General features: G+C 62.3%; 17 protein-coding genes and 7 pseudogenes. 21 read left to right on the top strand and 3 right to left on the bottom strand.

The genetic code is table 11. The features are described 5' to 3' along the window. The 5 genes and pseudogenes from BMG07_RS08115 to BMG07_RS08095 form a co-directional block, all read left to right on the top strand. Positions 1-406, top strand: a pseudogene (locus tag BMG07_RS08115) (P-type conjugative transfer protein TrbL); the annotation flags it as partial. 28 nt (positions 407-434) lie between these two features. Then, complete coding sequence (gene trbF, locus BMG07_RS08110) at positions 435-1,148, top strand: conjugal transfer protein TrbF (protein WP_198084109.1); 714 nt, start codon at positions 435-437, stop codon at positions 1,146-1,148. Beyond that, positions 1,145-2,172 (top strand): annotated as a pseudogene (gene trbG, locus BMG07_RS08105) (P-type conjugative transfer protein TrbG). Before trbF ends, trbG begins: the two are co-directional and overlap by 4 nt. Continuing rightward, the gene (locus tag BMG07_RS08100) at positions 2,169-3,476 is read left to right on the top strand and encodes a TrbI/VirB10 family protein (protein ID WP_198084108.1); all 1,308 of its coding nucleotides are present in this window, start codon (positions 2,169-2,171) and stop codon (positions 3,474-3,476) included. Before trbG ends, BMG07_RS08100 begins: the two are co-directional and overlap by 4 nt. Further along, positions 3,473-3,718: a DUF2274 domain-containing protein gene (locus BMG07_RS08095; protein ID WP_198084107.1), complete on the top strand. Its 246-nt coding sequence runs from the start codon at positions 3,473-3,475 to the stop codon at positions 3,716-3,718. The genes BMG07_RS08100 and BMG07_RS08095 overlap by 4 nt, the downstream gene beginning before the upstream one ends. Positions 3,719-3,866: 148 nt before the next feature. On the opposite strand, the gene BMG07_RS08090 is transcribed toward BMG07_RS08095, so the two are convergent. Beyond that, entirely contained in the window at positions 3,867-4,574 is a 708-nt protein-coding gene (locus tag BMG07_RS08090) for a DUF2855 family protein (RefSeq protein ID WP_307866906.1), read from the bottom strand. Between BMG07_RS08090 and BMG07_RS41750 the strand changes: the two are divergent. The 12 genes and pseudogenes from BMG07_RS41750 to BMG07_RS08045 all read left to right on the top strand — a co-directional run. Next, a pseudogene (locus BMG07_RS41750) lies at positions 4,566-4,742 on the top strand (transposase domain-containing protein); the annotation flags it as partial. The gene BMG07_RS08090 and the pseudogene BMG07_RS41750 overlap by 9 nt on opposite strands. 15 nt (positions 4,743-4,757) lie before the next feature. After that, a complete protein-coding gene (locus BMG07_RS41745; RefSeq protein WP_269758762.1) occupies positions 4,758-5,228 on the top strand; it encodes a hypothetical protein in 471 nt (156 codons plus the stop codon). 261 nt (positions 5,229-5,489) lie between these two features. Beyond that, positions 5,490-5,762, top strand: coding sequence for a hypothetical protein (locus tag BMG07_RS08085; RefSeq protein WP_198084105.1), 273 nt, complete (start codon positions 5,490-5,492; stop codon positions 5,760-5,762). Further along, positions 5,759-6,796 (top strand): AraC family transcriptional regulator, encoded by a 1,038-nt coding sequence (locus tag BMG07_RS08080; protein WP_198084104.1) that lies wholly within the window; start codon positions 5,759-5,761, stop codon positions 6,794-6,796. The genes BMG07_RS08085 and BMG07_RS08080 overlap by 4 nt, the downstream gene beginning before the upstream one ends. 119 nt (positions 6,797-6,915) lie before the next feature. Continuing rightward, positions 6,916-8,256, top strand: a complete 1,341-nt coding sequence (locus tag BMG07_RS08075) for an MFS transporter (RefSeq protein ID WP_198084103.1) — start codon at positions 6,916-6,918, stop codon at positions 8,254-8,256. Between the two features lie 161 nt (positions 8,257-8,417). Continuing rightward, positions 8,418-9,184 (top strand): annotated as a pseudogene (locus BMG07_RS08070) (SDR family NAD(P)-dependent oxidoreductase). Positions 9,185-9,200: 16 nt separating this feature from the next. After that, a complete protein-coding gene (locus BMG07_RS08065) occupies positions 9,201-9,941 on the top strand; it encodes a nitroreductase (protein WP_198084102.1) in 741 nt (246 codons plus the stop codon). Continuing rightward, a pseudogene (locus tag BMG07_RS08060) lies at positions 9,938-11,589 on the top strand (AMP-binding protein). The gene BMG07_RS08065 and the pseudogene BMG07_RS08060 overlap by 4 nt, the downstream one beginning before the upstream one ends. Continuing rightward, on the top strand, positions 11,582-12,031 hold the full coding sequence (locus BMG07_RS08055) for a MaoC/PaaZ C-terminal domain-containing protein (RefSeq protein WP_198084101.1): 450 nt from the start codon (positions 11,582-11,584) through the stop codon (positions 12,029-12,031). The pseudogene BMG07_RS08060 and the gene BMG07_RS08055 overlap by 8 nt, the downstream one beginning before the upstream one ends. 86 nt (positions 12,032-12,117) lie before the next feature. Continuing rightward, a complete protein-coding gene (locus BMG07_RS41740) occupies positions 12,118-12,519 on the top strand; it encodes a hypothetical protein (RefSeq protein WP_269758761.1) in 402 nt (133 codons plus the stop codon). Further along, the gene (locus BMG07_RS08050) at positions 12,459-13,634 is read left to right on the top strand and encodes a tannase/feruloyl esterase family alpha/beta hydrolase (RefSeq protein ID WP_307866905.1); all 1,176 of its coding nucleotides are present in this window, start codon (positions 12,459-12,461) and stop codon (positions 13,632-13,634) included. Before BMG07_RS41740 ends, BMG07_RS08050 begins: the two co-directional genes overlap by 61 nt. A gap of 218 nt (positions 13,635-13,852) precedes the next feature. Next, positions 13,853-14,073, top strand: a pseudogene (locus tag BMG07_RS08045) (IS3 family transposase); the annotation flags it as partial. Positions 14,074-14,469: 396 nt separating this feature from the next. Here the strand turns inward: BMG07_RS08045 and BMG07_RS08040 are convergent. After that, positions 14,470-14,985 (bottom strand): helix-turn-helix domain-containing protein, encoded by a 516-nt coding sequence (locus BMG07_RS08040; protein WP_198084100.1) that lies wholly within the window; start codon positions 14,983-14,985, stop codon positions 14,470-14,472. 175 nt (positions 14,986-15,160) lie between these two features. Next, positions 15,161-16,170: pseudogene (locus BMG07_RS08035) on the bottom strand (NAD(P)H-dependent flavin oxidoreductase). A 148-nt stretch (positions 16,171-16,318) separates the two neighbouring features. Here BMG07_RS08035 and BMG07_RS08030 point away from each other — a divergent pair. The 4 genes from BMG07_RS08030 to BMG07_RS08015 all read left to right on the top strand — a co-directional run bounded on the left by BMG07_RS08030 (position 16,319) and on the right by BMG07_RS08015 (position 19,717). After that, entirely contained in the window at positions 16,319-16,507 is a 189-nt protein-coding gene (locus BMG07_RS08030) for a hypothetical protein (RefSeq protein WP_198084099.1), read from the top strand. Next, positions 16,482-18,209 (top strand): AMP-binding protein, encoded by a 1,728-nt coding sequence (locus BMG07_RS08025; protein ID WP_198084098.1) that lies wholly within the window; start codon positions 16,482-16,484, stop codon positions 18,207-18,209. The genes BMG07_RS08030 and BMG07_RS08025 overlap by 26 nt, the downstream gene beginning before the upstream one ends. A gap of 85 nt (positions 18,210-18,294) precedes the next feature. Beyond that, positions 18,295-19,107 carry a 2-hydroxychromene-2-carboxylate isomerase gene (locus BMG07_RS08020; protein WP_307866904.1) on the top strand — a complete coding sequence of 271 codons (813 nt, stop codon included), beginning with the start codon at positions 18,295-18,297 and terminating at the stop codon, positions 19,105-19,107. Beyond that, positions 19,007-19,717, top strand: coding sequence for an SDR family NAD(P)-dependent oxidoreductase (locus BMG07_RS08015; RefSeq protein ID WP_307866903.1), 711 nt, complete (start codon positions 19,007-19,009; stop codon positions 19,715-19,717). The genes BMG07_RS08020 and BMG07_RS08015 overlap by 101 nt, the downstream gene beginning before the upstream one ends. The last annotated feature ends 175 nt before the right edge of the window (positions 19,718-19,892 follow it).

The raw sequence follows: 19,892 nt of genomic DNA, 5'->3' as shown, positions 1-19,892 counted from the left end.
CGCGCGCTCGGCCAGCGGCTTGGCGCGCGGCGCGAAGTCGGCCTACCAGGCGGGCGCTGCGGCATCCGGCGTTGGTGGCGTGCGCGCGGCCGGCGCCGGTCTCGCCCATCTCGCGAAAACCGGCGCCGGTAGTGTCGGCCAGCGCGTGGCGTCCGGTGCAAAGGCGGTCAAGGACCGCGTTGCGAACTTCGTGGCTGATGCCGCGGCGCCTGCGACGACGGGGAATGCGACATCTGTCGGTGCAAATGAGACCGGCGGACTAAGCCCGGAACCAACATGGGCCCGGCAGATGCGCCGCAAGCAGCAGCTGAGCCACGCGGCCTCGACGACCGCGCACGTCCTGCGCTCGGGCGATCACGGCGGCAGCGGCACGGGCCCGAGCCTGCGCGACGAATCCAACGCCTGATTCAGTTTCTTTTCAAGGAGAACCATCCATGCGATTCAAGCGACCCCAAGTGCGGTACTCGGACACGCCCGTGCCCGTCACCCCGTACCAGGCCGCGGCGCAGGTCTGGGACCAGCGCATCGGCAGTGCGCGCGTACAGGCGAAGAACTGGCGCCTGATGGCTTTCGGCTGTCTCTCGCTGGCCCTGCTGATGGCCGGTGGCCTGGTTTGGCGCTCGGCGCAGTCCATCGTGACGCCCTACGTCGTGGAGGTCGACAGCGCGGGGCAGGTGCGTGCGGTCGGCGAGGCCGCTGCGCCGTACAAGCCCAGCGACGCGCAGATCGCACACCACTTGGCGCGCTTCATCACTGACGTGCGCTCGCTGTCGATCGATCCGATCGTGGTGCGACAGAACTGGCTCGAGGCCTACGAGTACACGACGGACCGCGGCGCCGCGACCCTGAACGACTACGCGCGCACCAATGACCCGTTCTCGCGCATCGGGGAGAGCTCGGTAGCTGTGCAGATCAACAGCGTGGTGCGCGCGAGCGATTCGTCGTTCCAGCTGCGCTGGACGGAGCGGCGCTACGTCAATGGCGAGGCAGCCGGACTGGAGCGCTGGACCGCGGTGCTCGCGATCGTGCTGCAGGCGCCGCGCACCGAGGAGCGGCTGCGCAGGAACCCGCTGGGCATCTATGTCAACGGGCTGTCGTGGAGCCGCGAACTCGATGCGGCGGACGCAGTGAAAGGAACCAAGCCATGAAGACAGATTTCCGTAAGTGCGTATTTGCGCCGATCCTGATTGTGGCGGCCCTTGCCGGCTGTGCCACACAGGGCAAGCCGCCGCCGGCGATCTCGCTGGACCAGCCGGTGGCCGTCGCCGCGCAGCCGGTGCCGGAGCCGGCCCCGCCCGTCGAAGTGGTGGAGGTGCCGAAGCCCTTGCCGCTGCCCGGGCAGTTGAAGCCGCTGCTGAACGAATCGCAAGCGAAACCGGCGCCGGAACCTCCGACGAGAAAGTCCGTGTCTCTCGAGCCAACGAAGAGGCCCGCATCGCGCCGACCCGCGAGGGCTACGTCAACGCGATCCAGGTCTGGCCGTATACGGACGGCGCGCTGTATCAGGTCTACACGAGCCCGGGCCGTGTGACCCTCGTCGCGTTGCAGGAGGGCGAGGAACTGGTGGCGGTCTCGGCCGGCGACACGGTGCGCTGGATCGTGGGCGACACGGTCAGCGGCAGCGGAGCGAGCCAGCGGGTCCACGTGCTCGTGAAGCCCACGCGCGTGGGCCTGAAGACGAACCTGGTCATCACGACGAACCGTCGTACCTATCTGCTGGAGCTGTCCTCGACACCGCAGGCCTGGATGGCGTCGGTGTCCTGGGACTATCCGAAGGAGCGGATGCTGGCGCTACAGAAGCAGGCGCGGGAGGCGCAGGCCGCAGCGCCGGTGAATGCGGGTCTGTCGGTGGAGCAGATCCGGTTCCGCTATTCGATCAGCGGCGATGCGCCCTCCTGGAAACCGGTGCGCGCCTTCGACGACGGGCAGCGGGTCTACATCCAGTTCCCGGGCGGCATCGCGCAAGGCGAGCTGCCTCCACTGTTCGTGATCGGGCCGCAGGGCGACGGGCAACTCGTGAACTATCGCTTCCGCTCGCCGTACTACGTGGTGGACCGGCTGTTCGGTGCGGCGGAGCTGCGGCTGGGTGGCTTCAAGGGCGGCAAGGCCGAGGTGGTGCGCATCGAGCGTACGGATGACAGCGTGCGAGGCACACGGAGTGATGGGCCATGAGTGTGGAAGACAATTTGCGGCCCCAATCCTCCCAGGTCCCGCCCAAGGTCGCGCCGGAAACGGTGGCCCTGCGCGCGCATCCCCGTTCGGTCGTGCGGCTCAATCGCCGCATGCTAGCGGTTGGCGCCGGCACCCTTGCCGCGGCCGTGCTGGGCGGCACGATGTGGTCGCTGCAGCCGCAGAAGCGCGACCGCAACCCGGCCGCCGAGTTGTATAACGTGGACCGGGTGGCGCGGGCGGATGGGCTGGACCAGTTGCCGAAGGACTATGCCGGGGTGCCGCTCGCGTCGAAGCCGGCGCCACCGGTGCTGGGGCCGCCGCTGCCCGGAGACCTCGGCTCGGCCATGGCGAAGGCACAGCAGCCGATGGAGATGCGTGCGGCCGGCAATGGTTTTGACCCAGCCCAAGCCGAACGGTTGGCGGCTGAGGAGGCCGCGCGGTCCCCGGTGTTCTTCCGGCGCGGTGGCGACGGCGCGATCGCGAAGCGGGAGACCGTGAACGAGAGGGCGATGTCCACACCTGCCGGTGATCCGTCCGGGTTGACAGTGGGACAGCAGGCGTTCAATGCTTTGGGCACGATGAACCCAGCCATGGCTTCGCCGGCTGATCCTGTGACGGCGCAGAACCGCCAGGAAGCGTTTCTTGCGAACACCGGTGACACGGCCACGCGCAATCCGGGCAGCCTGCAACTGCCGGATTCTCCTTACCAGGTGATGGCTGGGACTATCCTCCCGGCGGCGCTGGTGACGGGTATCAACTCCGACCTCCCGGGGCAGGTGATTGCCACCCTGACCGAGGCGGTCTACGACACAGCCACCGGGCGCCATCTGTTGATTCCGCAGGGGTCGCGGCTGATCGGGCGCTACGACAGCCAGGTGGCCTTTGGTCAGAGACGTGTGCTGCTGGTGTGGACGCGGCTGATCCTGCCGGACACGTCGTCGGTGGCGCTGGACCGGTTGCCAGGGATCGATCCGGCAGGCTACGCCGGGCTGGAGGATGGCGTCGATTGGCACTGGGAGCGGATCGTCGCTGGCGCGGCGCTGTCGACGCTCCTTGGCGTGGGGGCTGAACTGGCGGCGCCGCGGAGCCGGACGGATCAGGACGGCGACCGCCTCGTGATCGCGGTGCGCGAGGGGGCGCAGGATACGGTGAACCAGGTGGGGCAGGAGATCACCAAGCGCAATGCGAGCATCCAGCCGACACTGACGATCCAGCCGGGGTTTCCGATGCGGGTGATGGTGAGTAAGGACCTCGTGCTCCGGCCGTATAAACCACTTTTTCTTCCGCACGGGGTGCCGCAATGAACAAGCAATCTGTGCGCCTGAGCCTGGGTGCCCTGCCCAAAGCGGAACTCGTGAAAATTACGATCTCAGTGTCTGTCGAATTGAAGGCGCAACTCGATGCGTACGCTGAAGTACATGGGCGGCTGCACCAAATGTCTGTGGATGCTACGGTTTTGATCCCGCACATGTTGGCGGCATTCATCGCGCGGGATCGGGGTTTCAAAGCACTTCAGCTAAAAGCCTGTACTGCGAGGGCTGAATAGACAAGTCGGTTCGTCAGCAGACGCTTCCTCATTGTTGGCGAGAGTCACGGCGGCTTGAGGCGTTCGTGACCTGGAAGATCGGGTCTCGCTGACTTCATTTTGCAAACAACCTGCGCCGCCATGATCCCGCACACCGTGGTCAATCATTTCAGGCGGTGCCGAGGCTTTCCAAGCGCCCCACGCGCGGGTCGCCGCCCCCTCGCAACACGTGGAGGTAGGCATCTTTCACGCCCGCCAAGCCCTTGTGGCGCTCGATCGCAAGTAGCGGTTCGCCACCGCCGGACGGACGCAGAAATCCGCGAGCCCGGCGTAGGCTGCGGCCAAACGGCATGAAAACTTCGGCACACCCGTTCGGCCGTGCGCTGCCGGATGCGATCGTGCGCAGAGAATACTGCACCGGCGGTTCCGGAATGTGGCCGGCCGGCCGCAGTTGCCGGACATGCGTGTAGCCGATGGCCAGGCTGTGACGCATGGCTCGCAGGTGCGAGTGCAGCGCCATTCGAAGCTCGCAATTGCCGGAGTAATCACGTAAACGCCGAGAGGTGCCATGGTCCAACTCGCCCACATCGTCGTACGCCACCACGCGGTCGTAGCAGCCGAGGTTCTCGCAGAGGGCCACGTTGCCGCGGGACGTCACTACAACTACCTCCCAGTCGCAAGCAACACGTAACGGTAATGCCGTTCCGTATGTGGTTTCGCTCCACGCGCTGGAGATGAGCACTTGGCAGGCGTCGTCCCATTGGCACTCTTCGACAAGGTCGCTCAGCAGCCGGAAGGTGATGACCAGCGGCCGCAGTACCGCCTGCGCGTCTTCCGTTTCGGGTGCATACGACGGATCGTTACCGCACTGCGCCACGTGCTCGAACGCATCGCTGATCACCCGAGCAACCGTATCGACGAGCTGCTGCGGTGGGTGGTTGTCAGTGAATTTGCCAAGGCTGCCCCGACGTCTGGCGAGCGACTGACAAGCTCGCGGATTGAGCACATCACCGCTGGGAAAATCGCCAGTATGCGTGTCAAGTAGGTTGAAGATCCCACCATGGCCACAAGCGCTGAGCTGTATCAGATCAGCTGGGTCATCGAGCAGCTCATAGTCGACCCAAGGCGCATCGTGCAGGCGCGCTTGCAGCTGCACATGGGCCAGCTGGTGAAGTACTGGGACTGGGGCACCGGCAAGCTACGTGAGGCGCGCATCGCGGCGATGAAGGACCGGCAGGTCACGCTGCTTGACGAACAAAGCAAACAGCGTTCAGCGTGCTGTACGCGGCCGTTGTGCCGGTCGATGATCAGCAGGCAGACCGTCACCCTCACCGGCACCTGCGACACCGCTGAGGCCGCTGCCGGAGGTTCGTCGAAAACAGGACTTCCGCGTCGGCCAGCGCGTGAGCTTCACCGACCCAAGCCTGAAGTAGCACGTCGGAGAAATCGTTCGGATCAATCAGCGCACAGCCATCGTTCACTGGGACGGCCGTGCATGGCGCTCCTCCTGTGTCCATCACACCGAACGTGAGGAGAAAGATGACGAGTTCACCCAGGCCGCACCTGCGGAGCCCGGTGCCGGCTGCGCTGGTGTTGCCGCGGCAGTTGATGGCGTTCGAGTCCCCAGTCCTTCAGGGGATGTGCCCAAGCGAACACGCCCACGCGATCGCGCAACTGGCGATCCTGCTGTTTCAGGCAGGGGCATTCAGCGGACAGGAGCTGACGATGGCGAACACTGATCTGTTGTCTGCTACTGTGCTGCGTCACAAGGCCGTCGTCTCAGAACAACCTGGTGAGCCAGCGTCGCCAGTGCGACCTGATCGAGGAAGCACGCCGCCGTGGATTCACGCAAGTCGAAGTCATCGACAATGACCTCGGTGGGGCTGCAAGTGGCACGGTGGCTAGAGCCGGCTTCATCGAAATCGTGGGATCGAGCAAAGTGCACTCGCCTAGACTTGGGGCAGCGCAATGCCGCCAGCGGCACAACCAAGAGGCGTTGCTGTCCATCCTGGACAGTGCCAAGCGCATACAGCTGACCAAAGCCATTCGCCGGAGACGAGCATGAAGTCCGCTGGACTGAAGGGAACTATCGCGATCGAACTCGTGCATGAAGCGCTTCATGCCGCGCAGCTTCGCAACATAGACATCACCCATGTCCTTGAGATCGCCAAGCTGGATCGCGAGTTGTTGAACTCTCCTCGCGCGCGCGTCTCCGCCGCGGCGTACTCGCGCATGTGGGTCGCGTTCGCCGATCTGATGGACGACGAGTTCTTCGGTTTGGACGGCCACGGGCTGCGGCGCGGAAGCTATGCGCTCATGACCCGTGCCGCCGTCAGTTCGGACAACCTCGAGCACGCCCTGCGCCGCATTCTCAGGTTCCTTCGATCGACGCTGGACGATTTTCGTGGCGAGTTGATCCGTACGGAAAGCGAAGCTCGCGTGATCCTCCACGACGGCGGCGTGCTGCGCCGGCTGTTCGGCTACGGTACCTGGTTCATCCTCGTGCACGGCCTGGCATGCTGGCTGGTGCATCGGCGCATTCCCTTGAGCGAGATGCAGTTTCGGTGCGCGCCTCCCGCCGACGACAGCCACTACCGCACACGGTTTTGCGACAACGTGAGCTTCAATGCCAAGACCACGCACATCGTGTTCGCGAGCGACCTGCTGGACCTGAAGATCGCGGAGACGCCCGAGACGGTCGACAGCTTTCTGCGGGCGGCGCCAGCCAACCTGCTGGTTCAATACCGCAACGACGCCAGTACAAGCGCCCAGATCCGAAAGAGTTTGCGCAGCCGGATGCCGGACGAGTGGCCGGAGCTGGAAAAAATCGCTCGGGAATTGCGCCTTTCCAGCACAACGCTCCAACGCAGGTTGCAGCAAGAAGGGTTGAGCTACCAACGGTTGAAGGACGACCTGCGCCGGGACGTCGCCATTGACCTGCTCTCGAGCGCGTCGCTGACCGTGGCGGAGGTCGCGGCACGGACTGGATTCCAGGAAACGAGTGCGTTCCATCGCGCCTTCAAGAAGTGGACCGGCGTCAGTCCCGGCACCTATCGCTCCTCCAGCAACCCGAGGCAGGAGCGCTCATCGCGCATGTAGCGCCCGTGTCCTGACGCCCCGCTCGTATCGAGGCCCTTGGGCATGGGCATCGAACCGCTGCAGAAATAACCTCCGGTCGACGCCGCACAAAGCGACGAATATCAACGACAGGAGACAACATGCAACAGGTCGATGTGCACGCCTTGGCGGGCCGATCGCGCTTCAATGGATTCCACGGGCTCGTCCTTTTCTGGTGCGTGCTGATCCTCATCATCGACGGCTACGACCTGGCCGTCGTCGGTGCAGCGCTCCCGTCGATCATGAAAGACATGGGGGTCGATGCCACAAGCGCTGGCGTCATGGCCGGGTCCGCGTTGCTTGGCACGATGCTGGGGGCCATCTTTCTTGGCACCTTGGCGGATCGAATCGGGCGTCCACGCATGATTGCGGCGTGCGTGGCGCTCTTCAGCCTTTTCACCGCTGCGGCCGGTTTGACGCACGACCCGATCGGCTTCAGCGTCGCTCGCTTCATCGCCGGCCTGGGCATCGGAGGCGTGCTCCCCATCGTGACAGCGCAGATGGGCGAGTTCGCCCCATCGAATCTGCGCACACGCCTGGTGACCCTGGTGTTTGCCGGCTATTCGGTGGGCGGCATTCTTGTCGCCCTGACCGCCAAGCAACTGATCGAAGGCTACGGGTGGCAGTGGGTGTTCTACGTGGCGGGACTTCCTGTGCTTCTGATCCCGCTCATCCTCAAGACGATGCCGGAGTCGCTGTCGTTCCTCGTCAAGAAGGGTGACCAACGGCAGCTCAGGGCGATGGCGGTAAGGATTGCTCCCGAGCAGGTGCATGCAACAGACGCCATCTACGGAGGATCGCCCGCCGACAAGGTGCGCGCAGCCCCCATACGCAGCCTGTTCGAGGAAGGCCGCGGGCTCAGCACCGTGATGATCTGGATCGCATTCATGACGGGACTTTTCATGGTCTACGCACTGAACTCATGGCTCACCAAACTGATGGCCATGGCAGGGTACAGCCTCGGCTCGGCCTTGAACTTCGTGATCGTGTTCAACGTCGGTGCCATTGTTGGCGCGGTCGGCGGAGGCCTATTGAGCGACAAGTTCAACATCAAACACGTTCTGATCGGCTTCTATGCCGTAGGGGCCATATCGCTGACCGCACTCGCGTATACGAAGTCGACTGAACTGCTGTTCCTGGCCGTGTTCATCGTTGGTGCTTCCACATTGGGCACGCAGCTCCTGGCCTATGCATACGCCGGCGATTTCTATTCGCCTGCGACACGGTCAACGGGTGTGGGCTTCGCATCCGGCGTTGGCCGCATCGGCGCCATCGTTGCGCCGGTTCTGATCGGCTGGCTTGTCTCCCTGAAGCTTCCCATGGAGCAGAACTTCATGGCGATCGCGGTTGCCGGGCTTCTCGGGGCTATCGCCGTCACGTTCGTGAATCAATCGCGAGCCGATTCGACGCGCACCAGAGCCGTCAACGCATTGGCCAGCTAGCAAGCAAAGCCCGCGTCGAAGGAAGGGCGGTTTCGTCCGGTTCCTGGGGGTGTCCGTACGCCCCACGGTGCTGACGTGATCGGACATGGCCGCGCAGGCGCACGGTGGATAGAGTGAACCGACAAAGCGCCTGCCGGTGAGCAGGCGCGAAGGAGACAAGAATGCAAGCAAGAGATCGTGGTTTTGTCGTCACGGGTGCAGGTTCCGGCCTGGGCGCAGCGACGGCTCGGCGCTGGCGGGGGCGGGAGCGTCCGTTCTTCTTCTGGACCGGGACATTGCCGCGGCGCAAGCCCTTTGCGATGAGCTGGGAGATCGGTCCATTGCAGTCCGGGCCGACGTCACGGCCGCGGCCGATGTCGAGAATGCGCTGCGTCTTTTCCGCGAAGCCTTCGGCGATCTCCACGGCGTCGTCAACTGTGCGGGGGTTGCGCCCGCGGAGAAGGTGCTGGGGCGCGAGCGTCCGCATGATCTGGATGCCTTCGCGCGCACGATCCAGATCAATCTGGTCGGCACCTTCAATGTGCTGCGGCTGGCGGCCGCGGAGATCGCGAAGAACGGCGCCGCAGAAGACGGCGAGCGCGGCGTGATCGTCAACACGGCATCGGTTGCCGCCTTCGATGGCCAGATTGGCCAGGCGGGATATGCCGCCTCCAAAGGAGGGATTGCCGCCATGACTTTGCCCGTTGCAAGAGAACTCTCGCGCGTGGGCATTCGGGTGGTGGCCGTGGCGCCGGGGATCATGCAGACGCCGATGCTTTCGGCCATGCCGGCTGAGGTGCAGCAAGCGCTTGGGCAGATGGTGCCTTTCCCTCCGCGCTTGGGTCGTCCGGACGAGTTCGCGGGCCTGGTGCTGCACATCATCGAAAACCAGTACCTCAACGGCGAGGTGATTCGTCTCGACGGTGCGATCCGGATGGCTCCCAAGTAAGACAAGGATTTTCCGAATGAACCGAGTGACCGCGCCCGCGTTGAGCGCAGAAGTCCTGAGAGAAGCCGTGGATTGGGCCATCTCCAGTCGGCGCAGCGTACGGGCTTTCTTGCCCACGCCCGTGCCTTCCGAGGAGATCGAAGCCATTCTTTCGACGGCGCGCTACAGCGCCTCCGGCATGAACATGCAACCGTGGCGCGTGCATGTGTTGACCGGCGAGGCGAAGACGAAGCTGTCCGCGGCGCTGGCCGAGCTCGATGACAGCCCGGAAGGTTCTCGGGATCTTCAGGAGCCCTACGACTACTACCCGCGCGAATGGTTTTCCCCGTATCTCGAACGGCGCCGAAAAGTGGGATGGGACCTGTATGGCCTGTTGGGAATAGCCAAGGGTGACAAAGAGCGCATGCACAAACAGCATGGGCGCAACTACCGATTCTTCGACGCACCCGTCGGTCTCTTCTTCACCGTGGATCGGGAGCTCGCCGAAGGAAGCCTGCTGGACTACGGCATGTTCCTGCAGAGCGTGATGATCGCCGCGAGGGCGCGGAATCTCCACACCTGCCCCCAAGCGGCCTTCCTCAAGTTCCACCGCCAGATCGCCGACTTCCTGGGGATTCCCGTCGGGCAGATGCTCGTGTGCGGAATGAGCCTTGGCTATGTCGACTCTGCCTCCGTCGAGAACTCGCTCGTCACCGAGCGCGAGCCCGTGTCCACCTTCACCACGTTTCACCACACAGCCAAGGAGACAAGACCATGAGCGCGAAGTCCTATGGAACCGGCCTTGATCGCTGCGAAGCGAACCATGTGCCACTGACGCCGCTTGGCTTCCTGGATCGTGCCGCGCTGGTACATCCGAAGCGCGTGGCGGTGGTGCATGGTGATCTGACGCGGACGTGGGAGCAGACACGCGAGCGCTGCTATCGCCTCGCCTCGGCACTCGTCGCGCGAGGCATCGAACCGGGCGATACCGTCTCCGTCCTCGCCCCCAATACACCGGCTATGCTGGAAGCGCATTTCGGCGTGCCGCTGGCCGGTGCGGTCCTCAACGCCATCAATCACCGATTGGACGCGGAGGGAATCGCGTTCATCCTGCGGCACGGCGAGTGCAGGCTGCTGCTGGTCGATCGCGAGTTCTCCGCAGTCGTCGCCGCGGCGCTGAAGAAGCTCGACCATCCGCCCTCGGTGATCGATATCGAAGATCATCTGGCGCCGCCCGGTGAGTGCATTGGCGAAACCGACTACGAATCGCTGCTGGCGAGCGGCGATCCGAACTTCGCGGGCCGCTGGCCATCCGACGAGTGGCAGCCGATCGCCCTGAACTACACCTCTGGAACGACGGGCGATCCCAAGGGCGTGGTCGTCAGCCACCGCGGCACTTACCTGATGAGCCTGCTCCAGAACACGAACTGGGCCGTTCCCCGGGCACCGACGTATCTGTGGACGCTGCCCATGTTCCACGCGAACGGCTGGTGCTTCACGTGGGCCATCACGGCAGCAGCCGGCACGCATGTCTGCCTGCGCCGGGTGTCCGCCGAAGCGGTGCTGCAGGCGATCGATGTGCACCAGGTCGATCATCTCTGTGCCGCACCGATTGTCATGGCCATGCTGGCAGACTCTTCGCGGCACACCCGGTTGAGCCGGCCGGTACGCGTCTTGACCGCAGGATCGCCGCCTCCGATCGCCGTGCTGGACGCGGTGCTGGCCATGGGCTTCGACGTCGAGCATGTCTTCGGCATCACCGAGGTGTCCGGCACGCCAGTGAGCTGCGTCTGGCAGGACGGGTGGGACGATCTTCCGCCGGCCGATCAAGGCAAGCTCAGGGTGAGGCAGGGCGCGAGGGCCGCCATGTTCGAAGGCCTCATGGTCGGCGACGCGGACACGCTCGATCCTGTTCCTCGGGACGGCAAGACCGTCGGTGAATTGATGCTGCGCGGAAACACGGTGATGATGGGCTACTTCAAGAACGAAGCGGCCACGCGCAAGGCACTCGCGGGCGGCTGGTTCCGCACCGGCGACGTCGCGGTGCTCCATGAGAACGGCTATGCCCAGATCACCGACCGTTCGAAGGACGTGATCATCTCGGGCGGAGAGAACATCTCGTCCGTCGAAGTCGAAGACGTGATTCATGGACATCCAGCGGTGCTGCACGCCGCCGTGGTCGCTCAGCCAGACCCGAAATGGGGCGAAGTCCCTTGCGTCTTCATTGAACTGCGAGCCGGCGTTGCAGCACGACCGAAGAGGAGATATTGAATTTCTGCCGCGAACGCCTGGCCCACTTCAAATGTCCGCGCCGCGTGGTGTTCACAAGCCTCCCCAAGACCGCCACCGGAAAAATCCAGAAGTTCCGATTGCGCCAGGAAGCGGGAAGCACGGAAGCCATCACCAGGTTGGCAACTCATGATTGAGTGCATGCCGGCGATGGGCCCCGCGATCCAGGCTGGGTACTGCTTCTCGCGCGTCCATCGCTTCGATGACGAGCAGGTTCGCACGTTTGCACGGGCAGCGGGGGACGAGAACCCGCTGCACAACGACTCAGACTTCGCACACAGCACGCGTTTCGGTGGACTGATTGCGAGCGGGGCGCATACGACCTCACTCTTGATGGGCTTGGTCGGGTCTCACTTCGCCAAGAGGGGCCATGTCCTGGGCATGAGCTTTTCGGTCGATCTGCTGTATCCCGTATTCGCAACTGAGACCGTGACCCTGGCGTGGGTCGTGACATCCACATCGGCCGCCGCCCGCCGGAAGAACGGAAGCGTTCTCGAACTGGAGGGTTCGATGAAGGACGCGAATGGGCGGGTCAGCGTGCTCGCGTACGGCAGGGTCTTGTTCGATCCGGAAATCTAAGTCGAGGTCACGCCCCGAGGGGTGACCCGTTTCGCTCGGGCAAGCAGGCGCCTGCCCATTCTTAAAACGAGCTATTGGAGACAGAAATGATCAATCTGGATAGGCCCTCTCGCGCTTGGCCAGGGGCCGCCGCCGCCACAGCACATCGTGCAAGCAAATCGGACCCTGGACGCCCTCTGAAGAAGGCGGCCGCGCTCTTGCTGGCGGCACCCCTTTTGTTGGTTGCTTGCGGCGGCGGTTCTTCGGGTGCAGCTCCTGCGGCGCCAGTGGTGGCCAAGTCGGCCGAGGCCGCGTGCAAGGAATTGCAGGGCCAGACTTTCGAAGGTGCAGTCGTTGCCAAGGCGCAGTTTTTTCCGACCGCGGGAGCGATGCCCGAGAACTGCCTTGTACGCGGCGAGATGCCCAAGGATCTGGCCTCGAAGTCAGGATGCCAACGGTGTGGAACCATCGAACCGTCTTCATGGGTGGCGGCGGATTCGATGGAGTGATAACCGCCAGCGCGTACAGCCCGGGCGTGGCCGAAGGGGGCTATGCCACGATCGCGACGAATCACGGACACACCGGGCCGGGTCCAGGGGGAGGTTTCGCCCTGGATGCCGACATGCTCAACGATTACGCGTACCTGGCGGTGGCACGAGTGCTTCCTTCGGCAAAGGCGATCATGAAGGCCCGGCTGGGCAGCGCGGAAGTCGCGAGTGCGAAGATAGTGTACGAAGGTTGTTCCGGCGGCGGACGTCAAGGCTTGATCCAGGCTCAGCGATATCCAGACGCATTCGACGGGGTCATTTCGCGCGCACCCGCGAATGCCTACACGCCGCAGTTCCTCTACTACCAAAAGCAGATGAAGCAGTTAGCCAAACCTGGTGCGGCCCTGAGCAAAGCGAAGGTTCAGACCATTGCCAATGCTGTGATGGTCCAGTGCGATGGACTCGACGGGCTCAAAGACAATATCATCGGGCGGCCCGACCTTTGCACGTTTGACGTGGCCGCGCTCAAGTGCACAAGCGCTGAGTCGGATTCGTGCCTGACGGATGCCCAGTTGGAATCCGCCAAGACGATGTACGAGCCTACCAGCGTGGCAGGAGGCCGCTACACATGGCCGGGGTTTCCCTTCGGAGGGGAGACGGCCGACCCTGCGCTCCTGCAAGCCTGGGGCGGACTCGGTCCGACGTTGCTCGGCGGCGACTTCATTAAGTACTTCGTCGCGCAGAGCGCTATCGCGGATCCCTTGAAAATTGACCCGTCGCAATACACATCGCGGCTCGACTATCTCGTCGGCTTGATAGATGCGATTAATCCGGACCTTTCGCAGTTCAGGGCGCACGGGGGCAAGCTCCTGCTCTGGCATGGCCTGACGGACTGGCTGATCACCCCCTACAACACCACGGACTACTACAACAAGGTGATTGCATCGGCGGGCGGCCAGGCCACCGCAGACCAGTTTGTCGAGTACTACCAAGCGCCTGGTGTGGATCACTGCTCCAACGGGCTTGGTGTCGGCCAGGGCGCCGACAAGGTCGACCTGGTCGGGCCCATGTTCGACTGGATCGAAAAGGGCGTGAAGCTTCGAGCAAGAAAATCGTGGCGACCAATAGCTTGGTAGCGCCGGGGACCAAAGCCATGCAACGCCCGCTTTGCAAGTACCCGCAGTACGCAAAGTACAACGGGAGCGGCGATCCGGACGCTGAATCAAGCTTCATCTGCACGGTCCCGTAGCCATCCGGCCGCAATCTGACCAGACGGGGTGGGGCAGAAATCTTGGACTGACGTGCGGCGAGCTCAAGATGCGCATCATCTGCCCCGCCAGGGCTCAGCGTGATCAACCGGGAGAAGACATTGCTGGTTGACGCCCTCAAGAGCTCTATGGTCCGCCAGAGCTCCTTGCCCAGTTGGAACTGGCGCGGAGCTCGTACTTCTACAATCAAGTCTATGTGAAGGCAGCAGACAAGTACCTCGCTGTGCGCCGCAGCATCGCCGACATCTTCGAGATGAACCACCGCTGCTACGGCTATCGCAGGCTGCAGGCGTCTCTGGCCAGGCAGTGCAAAACCAGTCCAAGTTTTTATCCGCACACTCCAGTCAGAGGTCGACGGAATTCAACAGCGGGCCCCGGAGTCGAGCGCAGACGTGGCCTTGCGCGCGCGGCCGGGCTGCAAGCAAGAATTTCGGCTGGGAAGTGATTGTCGATAACTGTCCGGGGGGAGCGGAGGAGCCTTGGCTGCCGACGCTCTTACAAGAAGGATTTGCGATCCTGCGATCCATGCAAGGTGCAAAGACGAATCCGAGCAAGGTCACTTACCGAGCTCAATCGTGTCTTGCAGGCGGGGCCTTTTCGGCCATTTGCGTTGGGAGGCATTACTCCTGCCTGCATTTGCAGCGTCTATGCCCTCCATTTCAAGCCAGTTTTCGGATCAAAGGCTCCCAATTGGATCCAAGGCTTATGATGACTTGGCGCTTGAGACTCTGACGGCCTTTCGCTGTGGGGAGCTCGGGTGAGTTGCAACGCCGGCGCCGGGCCCACGCTCCACAACGATCTCCTTCGCTGTAAGCACTTCTCCGCACTCCGAACACACCTGCACCGGATCGAAGTGCTTTCCGCAGCAGGTGTGGCGGTGCAAAACCGGTCGACCTTTCTTGGTGACCATGTGAACATCGCCCCAATGCACGATCGACATGATCACGGGGTGGAGCTCCAGGCCTTTTTGCGTCAGGCGATATTCGTATCGAGCAGGGTTGGTCTGGTAGGCCATCTTAGTCAACACGAAGTTGTCCACCAGCTTTTGGAGTCGATCGGCAAGGATAGGGCGCCCGATCTTCAACCGAGTATGAAAATCGTCGAAGCGACGTACCTTCATGAAACAATCGCGCAATATCAGCAGCGTCCAGCGGTCGCCGATCACCGACAACGTTCTTGCCACTGAACATGGCTGCTGGTCCAACTCGTCCCATTGCATAGTGTCAACCCTTCGGACAGAAAGCGCGCGAAACAATGTTTCAGCATCTATGCTTGGCGACTACCCGCACGCCCTAATAAGATTCCATTTTAGCACCTGGTAGCCTCCGTGGCCCGATTGGCAGGATGCTGACCTACTTGGGAGCAACCTAGTCCGCCGCCCGAGCCGCATCTTCTCAAGCGATCGTCCGACTTGTGTCGCGCTTGCGCTGCGTGATCAGCATGGACGCCAAGCGACCATGGCTGATATCTCCAGCCTGAGCCATGATTCGGCCCATCAACTCTGCGAGGGTCGGCACATCGTGGATGAGTCCAGCGACCATCCGCAACTCCCGGCCCGGGCATCCATTTCACCCTTGCACATGACGCGCGGCTAGGCCCCGGCCACTTCAGTCAGAACGTCTTCGAAGCGGATCGCGGATCCGAGTTCTCGCTCTTTCGCAAGGATGCGCTCCACGCCGGCGTGTTGAGCACGCGCTCGGTTGTTATGCAGTGGGCGTATCACCAGGCGCGTATCGAGTTCGCTGACAGCCAGGATGGCCTGCTTGACGTTGTCATGAACCGGCGCTTCGCAGTCGCGACAAAACGGGTGCCCATATTGATGCCATCTGCTCCAGCTACAGAGCGGCCACCAGCAACCGACCGTCGGCCACGCCCCCTGAGGCGACGAGCGGCACTTTCAGGGCTTCCGCTACAAGCAGCAAAAGAATCATGTTGGGAATGTCGTCTTCTCCCGGATGGCCTCCGCATTCGAAACCATCGATGCTCAGCGCGTCGACGCCGATGGCTTCGGCCTTCAGCGCGCGGCAAACCGACGTGCATTTGTGGATCACCTTGACCCTGGCGCTTTTTCAGCAAGGGCATCCATTTTGATGGGTTGTTTCCGGCCGTCTCGACGACGCGAACGCCGCCTTCAATCAGTGCATTGATCAAGCCCGCATGGTCGGGTAGCACCACCGTTGGTAAGACGGTTACATCGACGCAGAACGGCTTGTCCGTTAGCTCACGGCACTTGCGAATCTCCGCGGCCAACTTCTCGGGCGTACCCATCGTGAGCCGTAATGGGCCCCAGGCCCTCAGCGTTGGACGCCGCCGCTGCCAGTGGTGCCTGCCCGCCTTGAATGATGGGCCGGTTGATGTCGACGAGTTCGGTGATTCTTGTCTTGAGCTTGAATTTTCTGTTGATGTCTTCTTGAAATTTATAAGTGCTATTTTAGCACTTACCTAGTCGAATGGCCTATCGTGTTTTCACCGATGTGAAAAAGTCTTCTTGTCTGAAACACTAAGTCCACAGAAAATTATCAGTAACTTTACAGAACTAACTTGGAATCAGCATGAATCTCCAGAGCGGAGCAGAGCCGAACGGCGCAGGCTGGCAGAGTGCGGCTGCAGAGAGTCACCATTCGAAAAGTAGGTCCGAGGTCTGGTTTGCGCCGAAGGAGGTGCTGGTGCAGCGCCGCGACGACGGCAGCATCCTGCTGCGGTCGCATCGAGTTGATGGGATGCAAGAACAACATCATTGACTATCTCGAGCAATGGGCGATCGCGGCGCCCGAGCGTGTATTCCTGGCACAGAAGAGCAAGGGTTCGCGTTGGGAGGCACTCAGTTACGCTGAGGCGTGGCGACGTGTGCAAGGCGTTGCGCAAGCTTTGTTGAATATGGGGCTTGGCGAGCAGACTCCGATCGCCATACTGTCCGGCGCCTCATTCGACCATGCTGTGCTGACATTCGCCGGCATGCTGGTGGGCATACCGGTATCGCCGATCTCCCCCAGCTACACGTTGCTGCCTGCGGCGCGTTCGCGTCTAGCCGAAATTGCCGAAGTCCTTCAGCCGGGATTAGTCTTTGCGCAGGATGCTGCGCGCTACCTTGACATCAGGGGCATGCCAGCGCTGGCACGTGCCAGTTGGTTGTGCGCCGACGCGGTTGACTCCGGTATCCCATTGATCAGCGACCTGTACGACTCGCTGCCCGGCGAGGGTGTCTTCGAGGCGCGGAGGGCAGTCAGTTCCAGTACCGTCGCCAAGATCCTTTTCACTTCGGGATCGACTGGGCCGCCGAAGGGCGTTCTCAACACTCAGGGCATGCTGTGCAGTGCGACCCAGGCAACAGCGCTCGTGGTATCGAGTGACAGTTTTCCCATCGCGCTCGATTGGCTGCCCTGGCATCACACAGTCGGCGGCAACGCCACGCTCCATAGCGTACTACGTGAAGGCGGAACCTTGTATATCGACGATGGGCGACCGACACCCGCCGAATTTTCAAAGACCATCGAGAACATTCGGCATGTCCGGCCCACGACGTTGCTGAGCGTGCCGTCGGCCATCCAGATGCTGACTGATGCGCTAGAAGCCGACGACAACCTGCGTAAAGCCTTCTTTTCGCGGTTACAGCGAATGAACTACGCTGGCGCTAGCTTGCCGCAGGAAGTCTGGAGCCGGATGCAAGCCCTCGCAATGCGAACGATCGGATCGCAGATCGCGTTCGGCTCCGGGTACGGGACTACAGAGACCGGCCCCGGCATATCGATCACGCATTGGCCCAGCCAAGGTGGTGGAGAGATCGGTTTGCCCTTTCCGGGGCTGACGATCAAGCTTGTGCCAATGGAGGACAGCTACGAAGTCCGCGTCAAAGGGCCGAACGTGACGCCAGGCTACTTCGAGCGCCCCGATCTCACGGCCGAAGCCTTCGACGAAGAGCAGTTCTACCGTGTGGGGGATCTGGTGCGATTCGTGGATCCTGAAAGACCCGAGAACGGGCTGCGCTTCGCAGGGCGCCTGAGTGAGAATTTCAAACTGACCAACGGCACATGGGTGGCGACTGGTGAATTGCGCCTGGCACTGGTGGAGGCCTGTCAGCCCCTGGTCACGGATCTTGTCGTCACCGGGCCGGATCGAGACGACATTCGGTTGATGGTGTGGGTGCATCCGGCCGAGCGCAAGCGCGCTGGAGGCACTGTCGATGGTGCGATGGATCCTGCCGTCTACGGCGCAATCGCTTTGCGCGTGGCTGAAAAACTGCGAGCGCACAACCGGAATGCCGGCGGCCGGACCTATCGCGTCTCGGCCTTTCGCATTCTGCAGACGCCTGCCTCTATAGGTGCGGGCGAGACAACGGATAAAGGCTATGTCAATCAGCGCGGTGTGCTGACCCGCCGTGCCGCGCTGGTCGATGAGCTTTATGCCGAAGAGCCGTCGGCTGAAGTAATCCGGATTGACGCCTGACGACGGCAATCCTTGTTCCGAGAAACATGCAGTGCCTCACTGATGTAGTCGGGCCGAATCCTCTCAACAGAATCTCCTGAACACCATGAAAGAAACCATGCTGAAGGTCAAGTTCATTTTCGATTTCGGCAGCCCCAATGCCTATCTCTGCCACAAAGTCCTTCCCGCCATCTCGGCGCGAACCGGTGCAGAGTTCGAGTATGTGCCGGTGCTTCTTGGGGGCATCTTCAAGCTCACGGGCAACCAATCGCCTGCGACAGCTTTTGCCGCCATCAAGAATAAGCCCGAGTACGACAAACTCGAACTGCGCCGCTTCATTCAGCGACATGGGATCACGATGTTTACGGCGAATCCGCATTTTCCAGTCAACACACTGCAGTTGATGCGCGGCGCGGTGGCGGCTGAGTCGATTGGTGTGCTTGTGCCGTATGTCGAGGCGATTTACGCCGGCATGTGGGAGCGTGGACTCAAGTTGGACGATCCCGCCGTGTTCGGATCAACGCTGATCGAAGCCGGGTTGCCAACCGTCCAGTTGCTCGACCTGATCAAGACCGAGCCGATCAAGTCCGAATTGATGGCCAACACGGAGGCTGCTGTAGCAGCCGGCGCTTTCGGTAGTCCGACTTTTTTGTTGGAAGCGAGATCTTCTTCGGCAAGGACCGCCTGCGCGAAGTCGAAGAAGAGATCGTGCGCCAGAGCGGCCTCTCTTCTTCGGCATCGGCGCCATCCACCTGACCTTCATCGCAGTCGAAAGGAAAAACACCATGTCGGAAAAGAATGCCAAGAAGGCCTGCCTCGTGATCGGCGTTGGAGACGGGGTCGGTTCCGCTATCGCAAGGGCATTTGCGCTGGAGGGTTTCGAGACGGTCATCACACGCCGGGCTCGCCATCTGGATGAACTAGAGGCCACCGCCCAGGAGATCCGTAATCAGGGCGGCGTCGTGCATGCCCGGGGCGTGGATGCTCGGTCCGAGGACGAAACCGTCGCGCTATTCCGGGAGATCGAGTGCGATATCGGGCCGCTGGAGGTCGTCGTGTTCAACATCGGAGCCAATGTGCGATTCCCGATAGAGGACACGAGTGCCAGAGTTTTCACGAAGGTCTGGGAGATGGCTTGCTTTGCCGGCTTTTTGGCAGGGCGTGAGGCAGCCAAAGTCATGGTGCCCCGTCAGCGCGGCACGATCATCTTCACTGGTGCAACAGCCAGCCTGCGCGGCAAGGAAAGCTTCACGGCATTCGCTGCCGCGAAAAGCGGATTGCGATCAGTCGCGCAGTCAATGGCGCGTGAACTCGGGAAGAAAAACATCCATGTTGCCCACGTTGTGTGCGACGGGTCGATCGAAGGCGTGTTCGCCCGCGAAAACATCTCCGATCTCGACCAGCGGCTCGCGGAAGACCGGATCCTCAAGCCCGATGACATTGCGCTCAACTATCTCCATCTCCACCGACAGAAGCGTTCGGCTTGGACCCACGAGCTCGACCTCAGGCCGTGGAGCGAGAACTGGTAACGACTTCTTGCCAAGCCACGAACCACGCGCGCACTGACCCGCGCCTAGAAAAAAAAGAGCAGCGCGAACGCTGTTCGAAGGAGACAAAGACATGAATCCCTTATCCGACGATGGCCCGCTGCACGAAAGCCACTCTGCTGGCGCGGTGGTGAGCCGAGCCCAGGCAAAAAGGGGG

Origin of the sequence: Variovorax sp. E3, assembly GCF_016082275.1 — a bacterium.
Taxonomy (GTDB): domain Bacteria; phylum Pseudomonadota; class Gammaproteobacteria; order Burkholderiales; family Burkholderiaceae_C; genus Variovorax.
Note: the sequence above shows the minus strand (reverse complement) of the source record. Positions and strands in the feature narration are given on the sequence as shown.